The sequence below is a fragment of the Arenimonas sp. genome, assembly GCF_041913985.1.
Lineage (GTDB): Bacteria > Pseudomonadota > Gammaproteobacteria > Xanthomonadales > Xanthomonadaceae > Arenimonas.
Genome location: NZ_JAYSEG010000002.1, coordinates 15,133 through 29,514 on the forward strand (window position 1 = coordinate 15,133; position 14,382 = coordinate 29,514).

The following is a 14,382-nucleotide window of genomic DNA, read 5'->3' on the forward strand; positions in this document are numbered from 1 at the left end:
CCGCCGTATGCGCCGGATTTCCGCCATTGCCCTGTCCCTCGCCGCCTTCGCGGGCCTGGCCGCCGCGTCGGCGCAGGCCGCCCAGCTGCGCGGCCTGAGCCTGGTGGAAGGCGAGGACGGCACCCGCGCGGTGCTCGAGCTCTCGGGCCCGGCGGACTACAAGCTTTTCACCCTCGCCAACCCCGACCGCCTGGTGCTCGACCTCTCGCGCTCCTCGCTGGCCGGCGGCTTCAAGGCGCCCGCGCCGAACGGCGTGGTCTCCGGCGTGCGCACCGGCAAGCCGGCCGAAGGCGACCTGCGCGTGGTGTTCGACCTCGGCCGCGGCGTGCAGCCGCGCAGCCGGCTCGAGCGCGAAGGGGATTCCGCGCGCCTGGTGGTGGAACTGCTGGGCAGCGCGCCCGCGGTGGCCGGCAAGCCCGCGCCCGCGCGCACCGTCGAGGACGTGATCGGCAAGGGCGAGCGCAAGCTCATCGTCGCCATCGACGCCGGCCACGGCGGCAAGGACCCCGGCGCCATCGGCCCCACCCGCAAGTTCGAGAAGGACATCACCCTGGCCATGGCGCGCGAGCTGGCCAAACAGGTGAACGCCGACCCGGGCATGCAGGCCTACCTGGTGCGCGACGGCGACGTCTTCATCCCGCTGCACGAGCGCTACCAGCGCGCGCGCGAGGCGCAGGCCGACCTGTTCATCTCCATCCACGCCGACGCCGCGCACAACCGCGCCGCGAACGGCGCGTCCGTGTACGTGCTTTCGCTGCGCGGCGCCTCGTCGGAGGCCGCGCGCTGGCTGGCCGACCAGGAGAACGCCGCCGACCTCGTGGGCGGCGTCGAGCTCGACGCGCGCGACAAGAACCTTGCCGCCGTGCTGCTCGACCTCTCGCAGAACGCCACCATGCGCGTCTCCGACGACGTCGCCGGCGAAGTGCTGGCCTCGCTCAAGGGCGTGGGCAAGGCGCACAAGCCGCAGATCGAGCGCGCCAACTTCGTGGTGCTGCGTTCGCCCGACGTGCCCTCGATGCTGGTGGAAACCGGCTTCATCTCGAACCCGGGCGAGGAGGCGCGCCTGAGCGACCCCGCCTACCGCAGCCGCATGGCCAGCGCCATCGTCGGCGGCGTGCGCAACTACTTCGCCAACCAGGCGCCCCCGGGCACCTGGTACGCCGCCCGCCAGGGCACGCTGGGCGGCAGCCGCCAGCACGTGGTCAGCCGCGGCGAAACCCTGAGCCTCATCGCCGCCCGCCACGGCGTGCCGATGAACTCGATCCGCGCCGCCAACCACCTCAAGGGCGACACCGTGAAGGTCGGCGAGCGCCTGACCATTCCCATGGCCGGCGCCATGGCCGGCCTGCCCGAGTAAGCCGCGCCGCCGCTGCTATCATCGGCCTCGGACCTCCCGAGACCGCGATACGTGCCGATCCAGCAGCTTCCCGACACCCTGGTCAACCAGATCGCCGCCGGCGAGGTGGTCGAACGGCCCGCCTCGGTGGTGAAGGAACTGGTCGAGAACGCGCTCGACGCCGGCGCCACCCGGGTGGACATCGACCTCGAGGAAGGCGGCATCCGGCTGGTGCGCATCCGCGACGATGGCGGCGGCATCCCGCCGCACGAACTGCCGCTGGCCATCTCGCGCCACGCCACCAGCAAGATCGCCTCCATCGAGGACCTCGAGGAAGTGGCCACGCTGGGCTTCCGCGGCGAAGCGCTGCCGTCGATCGCCTCGGTGAGCCGCTTCGCCATCAGCGCCCGCGCGCGCGGCGAGGGCCACGGGGCGCGCCTGGAAGTGGACGGCGGCCGCGTCGGTACGCCGGTGCCGCACCCGCACCCCGAGGGCACCACGGTCGAGGTGCGCGACCTGTTCTTCAACGTGCCGGCGCGGCGCAAGTTCCTGCGCGCCGAGCGCACCGAGCTGGGCCACGTCGAGGAATGGCTGCGCTCGCTGGCGCTGGCGCGCCCGGACGTGGAGCTGCGCCTGAGCCACAACGGCCGGCTCTCGCGCCACTACAAGCCGGTGCGCGACGGCGGCGAGCGCCTGCGCCGCGTGGCCGAGGCGCTGGGCGAGGACTTCACCCGCCAGTGCCTGGAAGTGGAACACGCCGCGGCCGGCCTGCGCCTGCACGGCTGGGTGGGGCTGCCCACCGCCGCGCGCTCCAGCGCCGACCAGCAGTATTTCTACGTCAACGGCCGCGCCGTGCGCGACCGCACCGTGGCGCACGCGGTGCGCCAGGCGTATGCCGACGTGCTCTTCCATGGCCGCCATCCCGCGTTCGTGCTGTTCCTGGAATGCGACCCGCGCGGCGTGGACGTGAACGTGCACCCGGCCAAGCACGAGGTGCGCTTCCGCGAGCAGCGGCTGGTGCACGAATTCATCTACCGCACGCTGCACGCCGCGCTGGCGTCCACCCGCGCCGGTGGCGCGCTGGCGCAGGAAGCGGTGGGCGCGGCCTACGCGCCGGCCGCGGCGGGCGAGGCGATGGCCGCGCCGGGTTCGTCGCCCGCGGCCTGGGCGCCGCAGCAGTCGGGCCTGGGCCTGCCGGTGCGCGAAGTACTGCCGGCCTACGCCGCGCTCTACGGTTCGCGCGGCGGCGGTGGGCCCGCCATGCCCGCGCCGCTGCCGGCCGCCAACGAAGCCGAGGCGCCGCCGCTGGGCTTCGCGCTGGCGCAGCTGCACGGCGTATTCATCCTGGCCGAGAACGCCCAGGGCCTGGTGCTGGTGGACATGCATGCCGCGCACGAACGCATCACCTACGAACGCCTGAAGGCCGCGCTCGACGGCGAGGGCATCCGCAGCCAGCCGCTGCTGGTGCCGGTGTCGCTGGCGGTGAGCGAGCGCGAGGCCGACGCCGCCGAGCAGCACGCCGAGGCCCTGGCCAGCTACGGCTTCGAGATCCGCCGCGCCGGCCCGCAGGCGCTGAGCATCCGCAGCGTGCCCACGCTTCTGGCCGACCTGGACCCGCGCGCGCTGGCCCTGGACGTGCTCTCCGACCTGCGCGAACACGGCGCGACCCGGCGGCTCGAGCAAGCGCGCAACGAGCTGCTCTCCACCCTGGCCTGCCACACCTCGGTGCGCGCGAACCGTCGCCTCACGCTGCCGGAAATGAACGCCCTGCTGCGCGACATGGAAGCCACCGAGCGCAGCGGCCAGTGCAACCACGGCCGGCCCACCTGGGTGCAGCTGAGCAAGGCCGAACTCGACCGACTTTTCCTGAGGGGACGCTGATGCGCGTGAAGTTGCTGCCTCTGCTGGCGCTGTCGCTGCTGCTCGCCGGCTGCGGCGGGTCTTCCGACCAGGCCGCCGCCGACGAAGCCGCCGCGGCCAAGGCCGCGCGCGACGCCAAACTGGCCTACGAGCGCGAGGTCCGCGACTGGCGCCACGAGCGGCAGGAGCGCCTGCTGCGGCCCGACGGTTTCCTGTCGCTGGTGGGGCTGCACTGGCTGAACCCGGGCGCCACCTACGTCGGTTCGGCCCAGGACAACGGCACCCGCCTGGCCCTGGGCCCGCCGCAGATCGGCATGCTCGACGTGCGCAAGGACGGCACCGTCACCCTGCGCGTCGCCGACGGCGCCGAGGTGACGGTGGATGGCGAACCGGCCGAAGGCACGGTGACGCTGGTGCCCGATTCGCAGGGCAAGCCCACCGTGGTGGGCTTCAACCGCGGCGACGCCAGCTTCGTGCTGATCGAGCGCGGCGGCCGCTTCGCCCTGCGCGTGCGCAATGCCATGGCGCGCACCCGTACCAGCTTCCCGGGCATCGACTACTTCGACATCGACCCGGGCTTCCGCTTCGAAGCCCGCTTCGAGGCGCACCCGCCCGGCAAGACCCTCGACATCGTCAACATGCTGGGCATGGTCGAGCCCATGGCCAACCCCGGGCGCGTGCTGTTCGAAAAGAACGGCGCGCAGTTCAGCCTCGAGGCGCTGGACGAGGGCGACGGCGAACTGTTCTTCGTGTTCGCCGACCGCACCAGCGGCCACCAGAGCTACCCCGCCTCGCGCTTCCTGTACGCGAAGCCGGCCGGCGCCGACGGCAAGGTGGTGCTCGACTTCAACCGTGCCTACAACCCGCCCTGCGCCTACACGCCGTACTCGACCTGCCCGATGCCGCCGCCGGAGAACCGCCTGGACCTGGCCGTCACCGCCGGCGAGAAGAAGCCGCTGCCTTTCCCCGAATAAGCCCAAGGACGACCCCATGCGCCACTCCTGGATCGCCGCGTTGCTGCTGGCCCTGGCCTTGCCCGGTTGCGCGGGCGCCGAGCCGCCCAGGCCGCTGCTGTGGAAGGTGAGCGACGGCGACAATTCGCTGTACCTGCTCGGTTCCTTCCACCTGCTGCGCGAGGGCGACTACCCGCTGGCCGCCAGCACCGACGCCGCCTTCGAAGACGCCGAGAAGCTGGTGTTCGAACTGACGCCGGCCGAGATGGCCGACCCGGCCCTGGGCCAGGCCATGGCCGCCGCCGCGCGCTTCGAAGGTGGCGCCACGCTGCAGTCGCGCCTGCCCGCCGACACCTGGGCGCGGCTGCAGGCGCACGCCGCCAGCCGCGGCATGGCGCTGGAGTTCCTGCAGGCGCACGAGGCGTGGTTCGTCAGCCTCATCATCTCGGTGACCGAAATGCAGCGCCTGGGCCTGGACCCGGCCCTGGGCCTGGACAAGCACTTCGCCAACCGCGCCGTGGCGGCCGGCAAGCCGGTGGCCGGGCTGGAAACCGGCGCGCAGCAGATCGCGCTGTTCGACGGCATGGACGCGGCGCAGCAGGAGCAGGCGCTGGACGACGTGCTGTCCGACCTGGGCGCGCTCGAGCAGGAGATCAGCCGCATGCACGCGCTCTGGCGCGCCGGCGACGCCGAGGCGCTGCACGCCGAGAGCGCCGCGAAGATGAAGGCCGAGTACCCGGACCTGTACGAGCGCCTGAACCGCGACCGCAACCTGGCCTGGCTGCCGCGCCTGCAGGCGCTGCTGGACGAAAGCCGCGACGACGACGCCCTGGTGGTGGTGGGCGCCATGCACCTGCTGGGCGAGGACGGCGTGGTGGAACTGCTGCGCGCGAAGGGTTACGCCGTCGAGCGGCTCTGAAGCACGGGCCGCGGCCGCGGCGGCACCAGGTCGATGCAGTCCACGGGGCAGGGCGGCAGGCACAGCTCGCAGCCCGTGCACAGCTCGGCGATGACGGTGTGCATGCGCTTGGGCGCGCCGACGATGGCGTCCACCGGGCAGGCCTGGATGCACTTGGTGCAGCCGATGCAGTCTTCCTCGACGATCAGCGCCACCAGCGGCGGCTTGGCCACGCCGTTGTCGGGGTTGAGCGGCTTGGGTTCGCGGCCCAGCAGTTCGGCCAGGGCGCGCACGCCGGCTTCGCCGCCGGGCGGGCACTGGTTGATGTCGGCCTCGCCGGAAGCAATCGCGCGGGCATAGGGCTTGCAGCCCGGGTAGCCGCACTGGCCGCACTGGGTCTGCGGCAGCAGCGCGTCGATGCGCTCCACCATCGGGTCGCCCTGCACGCGGAAGCGCACCGTGGCCCAGCCCAGCAGCGCGCCCAGCGCCGCGGCCAGCCCCACCACCACGAGCACCGCTTCCAGCATCAGGCCGCCACCATGCCGCCGAAGCCCATGAAGGCCAGCGACATCAGCCCGGCCGTGACCAGGGCGATGGGCGTGCCGCGCCAGCTGGCGGGCACGTCGGCGGCTTCCAGCCGTTCGCGCATGGCCGAGAACAGCACCAGCACCAGTCCGAAGCCCACCGCGGCGCCGAAGCCGTACAGCGCCGCTTCCAGCAGCCCGCGGCGCTCCTGCACGTTCAGCAGGGCCACGCCCAGCACCGCGCAGTTGGTGGTGATCAGCGGCAGGTAAAGGCCCAGCACGCGGTACAGGCGCGGGCTCTGGCGGTTCATCACCGTCTCGGTGAACTGCACCACGGCGGCGATGACCAGGATGAAGCCCAGGGTGCGCAGGTGTTCCAGCCCCAGCGGCGCCAGCAGCCAGTGGTGCACGCCCCAGGCCAGCGCCGCCGACAGCGTGAGCACGAAGCCGGTGGCCAGGGCCATGCCGTAGGCGGCGTCGAGCCGGCGCGACACGCCCATGAAGGGGCACAGCCCCAGGAACTTCACCAGCACGAAGTTATTGACGAACACCGCGCCGACCAGCAGCAGGGCGATGTCGTCCATGGCGCGCTTACCGAACCGGCATGCCCGGCGCGGCGGCGTCGTCGGCGCCCAGCAGGGCCAGCGCGCCGCCGTCGAAGCCGGCCGACAGGATCATGCCCTCGCTCAGGCCGAAGCGCATCTTGCGCGGCGCGAGGTTGGCGATGAACACCACGCTGCGGCCCACCAGCTTCTCCGGCTCGCCGTAGCTGGCGCGGATGCCGCTGAAGATCTGCCGCTGGCCGAGTTCGCCGGCGTCGAGCAGGAAGCGCAGCAGCTTGTCGGAGCCGTCCACGAAGCCGCACTCGAGCACCTTGCCGATGCGCAGGTCGAGCTTGGCGAAGTCGTCGATGCCGATGAAGGCCACGCCCTTCGCCTCTGTGGGAGGGCCTTCAGGCCCGACTTGCTTCTTGCTTGCCTTGCCATCAGTCGGGCCTGAAGGCCCTCCCACAGGCTTGAGGTCTTCCTTGCTGGCGTCGGTCATGGATTCGATCTGCTTGGGGTCGATGCGGGTCATCAGGGGTTCGAAGGGCGCGATGGCGTGGCCCAGCAGGGGCGCGGCCACGTCGTCCCAGCGCGGCACGGGCGCGCGCAGGAAGGCCTCGGCGCGCGCCACCGTGCCCGGCAGCACCGGCTTGAGCGCGGCGGCCAGCAGGCGGAACAGGTTCAGGCCCTGGCTGCACACGGCCTGCAGTTCGGCGTCGGTGCCTTCCTGTTTGGCGATCACCCAGGGCTTGCGCTCGTCGATGTAGCGGTTGGCCTCGTCGGCCAGCGCCATCACCTGCCGCATGGCCTGGCCAACCTCGTCGCGGGCGTAGCTGGCGGCCACCTCGCGCACGCCGGCGACGAAGCGCTCGTACATGGCCGGCTCCGGCAGCGCCTCGGCCAGGCGGCCGTCGAAGCGCTTGGTGATGAAGCCGGCGCAGCGGCTGGCGATGTTGACGAACTTGCCGACCAGGTCGGCGTTCACGCGCGCCACGAAGTCCTCGAGGTTGAGGTCGAGGTCGACCACGCCGGCGCCCGTCTTGACCGCGAAGTAGTAGCGCAGCGCCTCCGGGTCGAGGCCGGCGTCGAGGTAGGTGCGGGCCATCACGAAGGTGCCGCGCGACTTGCTCATCTTCGCGCCGTTCACCGTCAGGTAGCCGTTGACGTGCAGCGCGGTGGGCGCGCGGAAACCGGCGCCGTGCAGCATGGCCGGCCAGAACAGGCCGTGGAAGTTGATGATGTCCTTGCCGAGGAAGTGGTGCATCTCGGTGTCGCCGGCGCGGGCGGCGTCGGTGAAGGCGGCGAAGTCGGTGCCGGTCTTCGCGCACAGGGCCTTGAACGAGGCCAGGTAGCCGATGGGCGCGTCGAGCCAGACGTAGAAGAACTTGCCGGGCGCGTCGGGGATGGGGAAGCCGAAGTAGGGCGCGTCGCGGCTGATGTCCCAGTCGCGCAGGCCGCCTTCGAGCCATTCGGCCAGCTTGGCCTTCACCGCCGGGTGGGCCACGTCGCCGGCCAGCCACTCGCGCAGGAAGGCCTCGAACTTGCCCAGCTCGAAGAAGTAGTGCTCGGAATCGCGCAGCTCGGGTGTGGCGCCGGATACCACCGAGCGCGGGTTCTTCAGGTCGGTGGGGGCATAGGCCTTGCCGCAGACCTCGCAGTTGTCGCCGTACTGGTCGGCCGCGCCGCAGTTCGGGCATTCGCCCTTGATGTAACGGTCGGGCAGGAACATGCCGCGCTCGGGGTCGTAGAGCTGCTGGATCGAGCGCACGGCGATGGCCTTCGCGCCGTGGCTGCCGTCGCGCAGGCGCGTGTAGATCAGGCTGGCGAGTTCGCGGTTCTCGTCCGAATGCGTGGAGTGGTAGTGGTCGAAGTCGACCCGGAAGGCCGCGAAGTCGGCCTCGTGCCCGGCCTGGATGCCACGGATGAAGTCCTCGGGGGCCATGCCGGCCTTCTCGGCGGCCAGCATGATGGGCGTGCCGTGGGCGTCGTCGGCGCAGACGAAATGGGTCTCGCCGCCGGACATGCGCCGCGCGCGCACCCAGATGTCGGCCTGGATGTAGCCCACCAGGTGGCCCAGGTGCAGGGGGCCGTTGGCATAGGGCAGGGCGGTGGTGACCAGGGCGGGGCGGGGCGTCATCGGGCGGGGCTTCCTCGGCGGGGGCGCCATTATCCCAGATCGCGCCGCCGGGGCGGCCGCCGCGGGCGCAAAAAAAGGGCCCGGCTTTCGCCGGGCCTCGGGTCACGTGGACCGATGCAGCGGTATTACCAGCGGAAGTTCGCCTGCACGAAGACCTCGCGGCCGATCGGGCTGTAGGCGCGCCAGAAGAACGGGTAGGTGAAGAAGCTGTCGTCCTTCGGGGCGATCTTGTCCAGCACGTTGTTGACGATCAGGTTGGCGCTGAAGTTCTCGGTGAACTCGTAGCCGACGTTGAGGTTGTAGACGTGGTAGGGCGCGATGCGGCCGGTCTCCTCCCAGTTCGGCAGCGAACCGTAGCGGATGCCGAACACCGTGACGTTCAGGTCCTTGTACTCCCACGACACGCTGCCGCGCATGCGGGAGCGGAAGTCGAAGTTGGTCAGGTCGTCGCGGTAGCTGTCGCGCGGCTCGCCGGCGAACTCGGCGAACTTCTGGTCAAGGACGTGCGACCACGACAGCTGGTAGCTGAAGTTGCCGTAGCGGTCGGTGTCCATGTCGTAGCGCAGGCTGGCGTCGATGCCCTCGTTCGAGATGTACGAACGGTTGATCGGGCCGCGGTTGACCTGCTCGATGCGGCCGTCGTTCGGGCCACCCACGGTGCGGATCACGCTGTCGAGGATGAACTGGCAGAACGCGGAGCTGCCGTCCACCGTGTTGCCCTGGCGGTCGGAGCCCAGGCGGCAGTCGGCTTCGTTCTGCAGGATGTAGGCCGAGCTGATGTCGCCGACCACGCCCTCGAGTTCGACCTGGTAGTAGTCGACCGTGAACGACAGGTTGTCGACGATGTCCCACACCATGCCGACGGTGAACGAGTTGCCCTCTTCCTCCTCGAGGTCCGGGTTGCCCTGGCGGACGCCGAACGCGGAGTAGTTCCAGGTGGCGTTGTTGCCGCACTGGGTGACGGTGTTGCCGGCGTTGCGGCAGGCGTATTCGTCGAACACGGTCGAGAAGAAGCCCGACTCGTCGGCGAAGATGTAGTGCATGTCCGGGGCGCGGAACGAGGTGCTGTAGGCGCCGCGGAACAGCAGGTTGTCGAACGGACGCCACTCGAGGCCGGCGTTCCAGGTGAACGCGTTGTCGACCTGGGTGATGTCGTCGTACAGGTCGTAGCGCGCCGCCAGCGTGGCCTTGAAGCTGTCGGTCACCGGGATCGCGAACTCGGAGCCGAGCGCGTAGCGGTTGCGGTCGCCGCCGCCGCCGGTGCCGGTCAGGTTGTAGATGATGTTCTGGCCCGGGAGGATGCGCGGGTCGGCGTTGAGCTCGTACTCCTGCGTGCCGGCTTCGAGCACGGCGGCGAAGGAGAGCGGGCCGGCCGGCAGCTCGAACAGGTCGCCGGAGAGCACGAACTGCGCGGTCGAGGCGCTGGAATCGGCGCGGGTCTTGACGATGGTGGACAGCGCGTTGAACTCGGCCGGGGTGATCGGGTTGAAGTAACGATCCTGGTTCAGCGCGTAGGCGGGGAAGCCGGCCACGGTGCCGAGGCGAGGGCCAAGGAAGAAGTCGGTCAGGGCCTGGGCCAGGAAGCGCGGACGGTCGTTGTTGGTTTCGTAGCGCGAGTGGCTGACGGTGAAGTCCCAATCGAAGCGGTTGTCCATCATCGAACCGCGCAGGCCGGCCGAGAAGTCGATGGACTGCTCGTTGAACACGGTCTGCTGCGCATCGAAGCCGCCGACTTCACTCGGCGTGAAGATGCGCTGGCCGTCCATGATCGAGCCGAAGTTCACGTCGTAGTACAGCGGCACCGACCAGAACTGGGTGGCGGACGCGGCCGAGGCCTGCGAATCCCACACGTTCAGGCTGGCGAAGCCCTGCAGGTTGTCGTTGATGTCCAGGGTGCCGTAGATGTAACCGGAGATGTTCTCGTCCGAGTTGCGGATGGCCTGGGTCGCCGGGTAGCCGTAGTAACCGCACCAGGAGCCGGTCGGGCGGGCGTCGATCTCGAAGTCGCCGCCCCAGCGGGCGCAGGTGGACTCGAGGTTTTCGCCGTCCTGCCAGACCTGGCTGTTCGCGCCGGTGCCGATCAGGCGGTCGCGCAGGCGGATGCCCTGCACGGCGGTGGCGGCGGACGGGTCGACGCTCGGGTCGTCGCGGTAGGAGTCCATGAAGTCACGCTCGGACGCGTACATCGCGCCGCGGTCGAAGTACTCCACCGCGTAGGTCAGGCTCCAGCGTTCGCCGGTGCTGCCACCGACCCACTGCACGTCGTTGGTCGGCGCGCCGCCACGGCTGGGTTTGCCGGTGAGGTAGGAAAGGTACTGGCCCTCGAAGTTGGTCTTGAGGACGATGTTGATCACGCCCGCGACCGCGTCCGAACCGTAGATGGCGGAGGCGCCGCCGGCCAGCAGCTCGATGCGCTCGACCGCCGCGGTCGGGACCGAGGACAGGTTCACGAAGTTCGACTGGCCGTTGTAGGGCAGCGGGTAGTCGGCGGCGCGGCGGCCGTTGATCAGGGTCAGCACGCGGCCCGGGCCGAGGCCGCGCAGGTTCAGCACCTGGGCGTTCGGGGTGAAGCCGTTCTGGGTCAGCTCGTTCTGGATCGAGCCGGTGGTCTGGGTCAGCGTGTTGAGCGCGTCGTAGACCGTGTTGAAGCCTTCGGCCTCGATCTGGGCCGAGGTGATCACGGTGACCGGGGACGGGCCCTCGATCTCGGCGCGCTTGATGCGGGAGCCCACGACCTCGACGGCGTCGAGCTGGGTCGTCTCATCGGTGGATTCCTCGTCCTCGTCCGTGGCTTCCTGCGCGGCGGCGGAGAAAGCGAACGGGAGCGTCAGGGCGAGGGCAAGCGAACGGGCAAGCACCGAACGGCGATACCCGGCGATTGGAGCAGTCTTCATTGGACCCCCTAGAATGGTCGCTGTTGTTGTCTGTAACTGGTTGTTTTGCGATCCGGCAGGTCGAAACCCCTCCTGCCTTAACTGGAACGTAACACAATGCCGGTACCGAAAACATATGCGGTTTTTGCCATTTCGCGAACCTGAACCCGCCCTCCGCGGGCCCGGAAAACCCTTTCGTTGCAGGAGCTTGCCGATGTTCCCCAGCCAATCCACCGTTTCCGCCGCGCTGGCCGCCCTGCGCGACCCGCACACCGGCCTGGGCCTCGTGGAGCAGGGCAGCGTCCGCGGCATCGGCATCGACGGCGGCCGGGTGGCCGTGGAGCTGCAGCTGGCCTACCCGGCCCGCGGCTGGCACGAGGCCCTGGCGGCCGAGGCCCGGGCCTGCCTGGAGGCCCTGCCCGGGGTGGAGCAGGCGACGGTCTCGGTCGGCTCCCGGGTCCATGCCCACAAGGTCCAGAAGGACCTGACCCCGATGCCCGAGGTCCGCAACATCATCGCCGTGGCCTCGGGCAAGGGCGGCGTGGGCAAGTCCACCACCGCCGTGAACCTGGCCCTGGCCCTGCAGGCAGAGGGCGCCACGGTGGGCGTGCTCGACGCCGACATCTACGGCCCCTCCATCCCGAAGATGCTGGGTCTGGAAGGCCGCCCGGACAGCCCCGACGGCAAGTCCATCGAACCCAAGCGAAACCACGGCCTGCAGGCCATGTCCATCGGCCTGCTGATCGGCGAGGACACGCCCATGATCTGGCGCGGCCCCATGGTCACCCAGGCGCTGCAGCAGCTGCTCAACGACACCCGCTGGCAGGGCCTGGACTACCTGGTCATCGACCTGCCGCCCGGCACCGGCGACATCCAGCTCACCCTGTGCCAGCGCGTGCCGGTTTCCGGCGCGGTCATCGTCACCACCCCGCAGGACATCGCCACGCTCGACGCCCGCAAGGCGCTGCAGATGTTCGCCAAGGTGGAGGTGCCGGTGCTGGGCATCGTCGAGAACATGGCCGTGCACGTGTGCTCGAACTGCGGCCACGCCGAGCATGTGTTCGGGGCCGGCGGCGGCGAGCGCATGGCGGCCCAGTACGGCGTGCCCCTGCTGGGCTCGCTGCCGCTGGACATCCGCATCCGCGAGCAGGCCGATTCGGGCGCCCCCACCGTGGCGGCCGACCCGGGCTCGCCGCTGGCCCTGGCCTATCGCGACATCGCCCGCCGCACCGCGGCCCGGCTGTCGCTGCAGGCCCGGAACAAGGCCATCGGCCTGCCGAACATCGTCATCAGCAACACCTGAGCCGGTAGAATCCGGCCTTTCGCCCCCGAGCCCGAACCGCATGAGCATCAAGTCCGACAAGTGGATCCGCCGCATGGCCGAGCAGCAGGGCATGATCGAGCCCTTCGAGCCGGGGCAGGTCAAGCACGCCGCCGACGGCCACCGCATCGTCAGCTACGGCACCTCGAGCTACGGCTACGACGTGCGCTGCGCGCGCGAGTTCAAGATATTCACCAACATCAACTCGACGATCGTCGATCCCAAGGCCTTCGATCCGTCGAGCTTCGTGGACATCGAGTCGGACGTCTGCATCATCCCGCCCAACAGCTTCGCGCTGGCGCGCACGGTGGAGTTCTTCCGCATCCCGCGCGACACCCTGGTGGTGTGCCTGGGCAAGAGCACGTACGCGCGCTGCGGCATCATCGTCAACGTCACGCCGCTCGAGCCCGAGTGGGAAGGCCACGTGACCCTGGAATTCAGCAACACCACGCCGCTGCCGGCCAAGATCTACGCCGGCGAGGGCGTGGCCCAGATGCTGTTCTTCCAGTCCGACGAAGTCTGCGAAACCAGCTACAAGGACCGCGGCGGCAAGTACCAGGGCCAGACCGGGGTCACGCTGCCCCGCACCTGAGCCGGCGCGGGGCTCAGCTGCGCCGGAACAGCATGCTCACGCCCAGCACGATCAGGGCCAGCGGCCACCAGTCGATCAGCACCGCCCAGATGCGGAACTCGGGCACCAGGTTGTTGGCCAGCAGCAGCGCGCCCAGCACGATCAGGATCAGGGCGGGGACGAGGTTGGATTTCATGGTCTGCTCCGGGTCAGTCGCCCGGGAAGTCGCCCAGGCCTTGGCGCAGCGACGATAGCAGCGCCGTGCGCTGTTCCGCCACGTAGGGCTGGCGCGCGCCGGCGCCCCAGACCGGGCCGGGCCAGGCCGCGTCGCCTTCCTGGCGCGCCACCACGTGCACGTGCAGCTGGCGCACCACGTTGCCCAGCGCGCCGATGTTGAGCTTGTGCACCGGGCCCAGGCCGCGCAGCAGCCGGCCGGCCAGGTTGAGTTCGGCCAGCAGCAGGCGCTGCTGGTCGCCGGAAAGGTCGAGCCATTCCACGGCGCCGGGCACGCGCGGCACCAGCACCAGCCAGGGGAAGCGCGCGTCGTCCATCAGCCGCAGCTGGCTGAGCGGGCCGTCGGCCACCAGCAGGGTGTCGCCCGCCAGGCGCGGGTCGAGTTCGAAGCCGGCCACGGTCAGCGCAGGGTCTTCTGGAAGAAGGACAGGGTGCGTTCCAGGGCCTGCTTCGAGACTTCCTCGTTGTAGTCGGCGCGCTGGTCGCAGTTGAAGCCGTGGCCGGCGCCGGGCCAGACGTGGATTTCGGCCGAGGACAGGGCCTCGCGGTGCTTGGTCACGTCTTCGGGCGGGATCAGCGGGTCGTTTTCGCCGAAATGCATCATGAGCGGCGCCTTGGGGCGCTCGTGCAGGAAGGGCACGGTGCGGCCACCGTAGTAGCTCACCGCGGGCAGGCCCAGCCGGGTGTTGGCCAGGAAGGCCACGCTGCCGCCCCAGCAGTAGCCCACCACGCCCACCCGGTGCTCGGCCTCGAGCAGGTCGTAGGCGCCGCGCACGCCGTCCAGGGCGCCGTTGAAGCCCAGTTCCTCGGCCAGGGCCCGGCCTTCCTTCACCCCGGCCTCGTCGTAGGCCAGCTCGGTGCCGGGCTTGACCAGGTCGAACAGGGCGGGGGCCACCACGAGGTAGCCGTAGTTGGCGAAGCGGTCGGCCACCTGGCGGATGTGCGGATTCACCCCGAAGATTTCCTGCACCACGATCAGGGCGCCGCGCGGCTTGTCGTGCGGCTTGGCCTGCCAGCCGGAAATGCGCCCGTGGCGGGTGCTGATGGAAATGGTCTGGCCCATGGCTGGCTCCCCTGCCGCGTTGGTCCGTTGGGCTAGCCTACACCGGCCGGGGCGTCGGCGAGGGGTA

At 70.3% G+C, this 14,382-nt stretch carries 13 protein-coding genes; 6 read left to right on the forward strand and 7 right to left on the reverse strand.

Going from position 1 to position 14,382, the window contains the following annotated elements; genetic code table 11:
- Window positions 1-7 precede the first annotated feature (7 nt).
- From ACE3Q2_RS00790 to ACE3Q2_RS00805, 4 genes are read left to right on the forward strand one after another with little or no spacing between them, the layout of a single operon-like run.
- On the forward strand, window positions 8-1,357 hold the full coding sequence (locus tag ACE3Q2_RS00790; RefSeq protein ID WP_374472056.1) for an N-acetylmuramoyl-L-alanine amidase: 1,350 nt from the start codon (window positions 8-10) through the stop codon (window positions 1,355-1,357).
- A gap of 51 nt (window positions 1,358-1,408) precedes the next feature.
- On the forward strand, window positions 1,409-3,217 hold the full coding sequence (mutL, locus tag ACE3Q2_RS00795; protein WP_374472058.1) for a DNA mismatch repair endonuclease MutL: 1,809 nt from the start codon (window positions 1,409-1,411) through the stop codon (window positions 3,215-3,217).
- Window positions 3,218-3,222: 5 nt separating this feature from the next.
- Window positions 3,223-4,170, forward strand: coding sequence for a DUF1684 domain-containing protein (locus ACE3Q2_RS00800; protein ID WP_374472060.1), 948 nt, complete (start codon window positions 3,223-3,225; stop codon window positions 4,168-4,170).
- Window positions 4,171-4,186: 16 nt separating this feature from the next.
- Window positions 4,187-5,068, forward strand: a complete 882-nt coding sequence (locus tag ACE3Q2_RS00805) for a TraB/GumN family protein (protein ID WP_231697360.1) — start codon at window positions 4,187-4,189, stop codon at window positions 5,066-5,068.
- Here ACE3Q2_RS00805 and rsxB read toward each other — a convergent pair.
- From rsxB to ACE3Q2_RS00825, 4 genes are all read right to left on the reverse strand, one after another.
- On the reverse strand, window positions 5,047-5,574 hold the full coding sequence (rsxB, locus tag ACE3Q2_RS00810) for an electron transport complex subunit RsxB (protein WP_374472063.1): 528 nt from the start codon (window positions 5,572-5,574) through the stop codon (window positions 5,047-5,049). The genes ACE3Q2_RS00805 and rsxB overlap by 22 nt on opposite strands.
- Entirely contained in the window at window positions 5,574-6,155 is a 582-nt protein-coding gene (gene rsxA, locus ACE3Q2_RS00815; protein ID WP_374472065.1) for an electron transport complex subunit RsxA, read from the reverse strand. Before rsxA ends, rsxB begins: the two co-directional genes overlap by 1 nt.
- 7 nt (window positions 6,156-6,162) lie before the next feature.
- Window positions 6,163-8,253, reverse strand: a complete 2,091-nt coding sequence (metG, locus tag ACE3Q2_RS00820; RefSeq protein ID WP_374472067.1) for a methionine--tRNA ligase — start codon at window positions 8,251-8,253, stop codon at window positions 6,163-6,165.
- Window positions 8,254-8,378: 125 nt separating this feature from the next.
- Window positions 8,379-11,147: a TonB-dependent receptor plug domain-containing protein gene (locus tag ACE3Q2_RS00825; RefSeq protein WP_374472069.1), complete on the reverse strand. Its 2,769-nt coding sequence runs from the start codon at window positions 11,145-11,147 to the stop codon at window positions 8,379-8,381.
- 193 nt (window positions 11,148-11,340) lie between these two features.
- Between ACE3Q2_RS00825 and apbC the strand changes: the two genes are divergently transcribed.
- Both apbC and dcd read left to right on the forward strand, forming a co-directional pair.
- Window positions 11,341-12,429, forward strand: a complete 1,089-nt coding sequence (gene apbC / locus ACE3Q2_RS00830) for an iron-sulfur cluster carrier protein ApbC (RefSeq protein ID WP_374472071.1) — start codon at window positions 11,341-11,343, stop codon at window positions 12,427-12,429.
- A 40-nt stretch (window positions 12,430-12,469) separates the two neighbouring features.
- Complete coding sequence (dcd, locus tag ACE3Q2_RS00835; protein ID WP_043803983.1) at window positions 12,470-13,039, forward strand: dCTP deaminase; 570 nt, start codon at window positions 12,470-12,472, stop codon at window positions 13,037-13,039.
- Window positions 13,040-13,052: 13 nt separating this feature from the next.
- Here the strand turns inward: dcd and ACE3Q2_RS00840 are convergent, their stop codons facing one another.
- Genes ACE3Q2_RS00840 through ACE3Q2_RS00850 form a run of 3 tightly spaced genes read right to left on the reverse strand, consistent with a single transcriptional unit; the run spans window position 13,053 to window position 14,315 of the window.
- Entirely contained in the window at window positions 13,053-13,214 is a 162-nt protein-coding gene (locus ACE3Q2_RS00840; RefSeq protein ID WP_374472073.1) for a LiaI-LiaF-like domain-containing protein, read from the reverse strand.
- Window positions 13,215-13,227: 13 nt separating this feature from the next.
- The gene (locus tag ACE3Q2_RS00845; protein ID WP_374472075.1) at window positions 13,228-13,650 is read right to left on the reverse strand and encodes an HIT domain-containing protein; all 423 of its coding nucleotides are present in this window, start codon (window positions 13,648-13,650) and stop codon (window positions 13,228-13,230) included.
- 2 nt (window positions 13,651-13,652) lie between these two features.
- Complete coding sequence (locus tag ACE3Q2_RS00850; RefSeq protein WP_374472077.1) at window positions 13,653-14,315, reverse strand: dienelactone hydrolase family protein; 663 nt, start codon at window positions 14,313-14,315, stop codon at window positions 13,653-13,655.
- Window positions 14,316-14,382 lie beyond the last annotated feature (67 nt).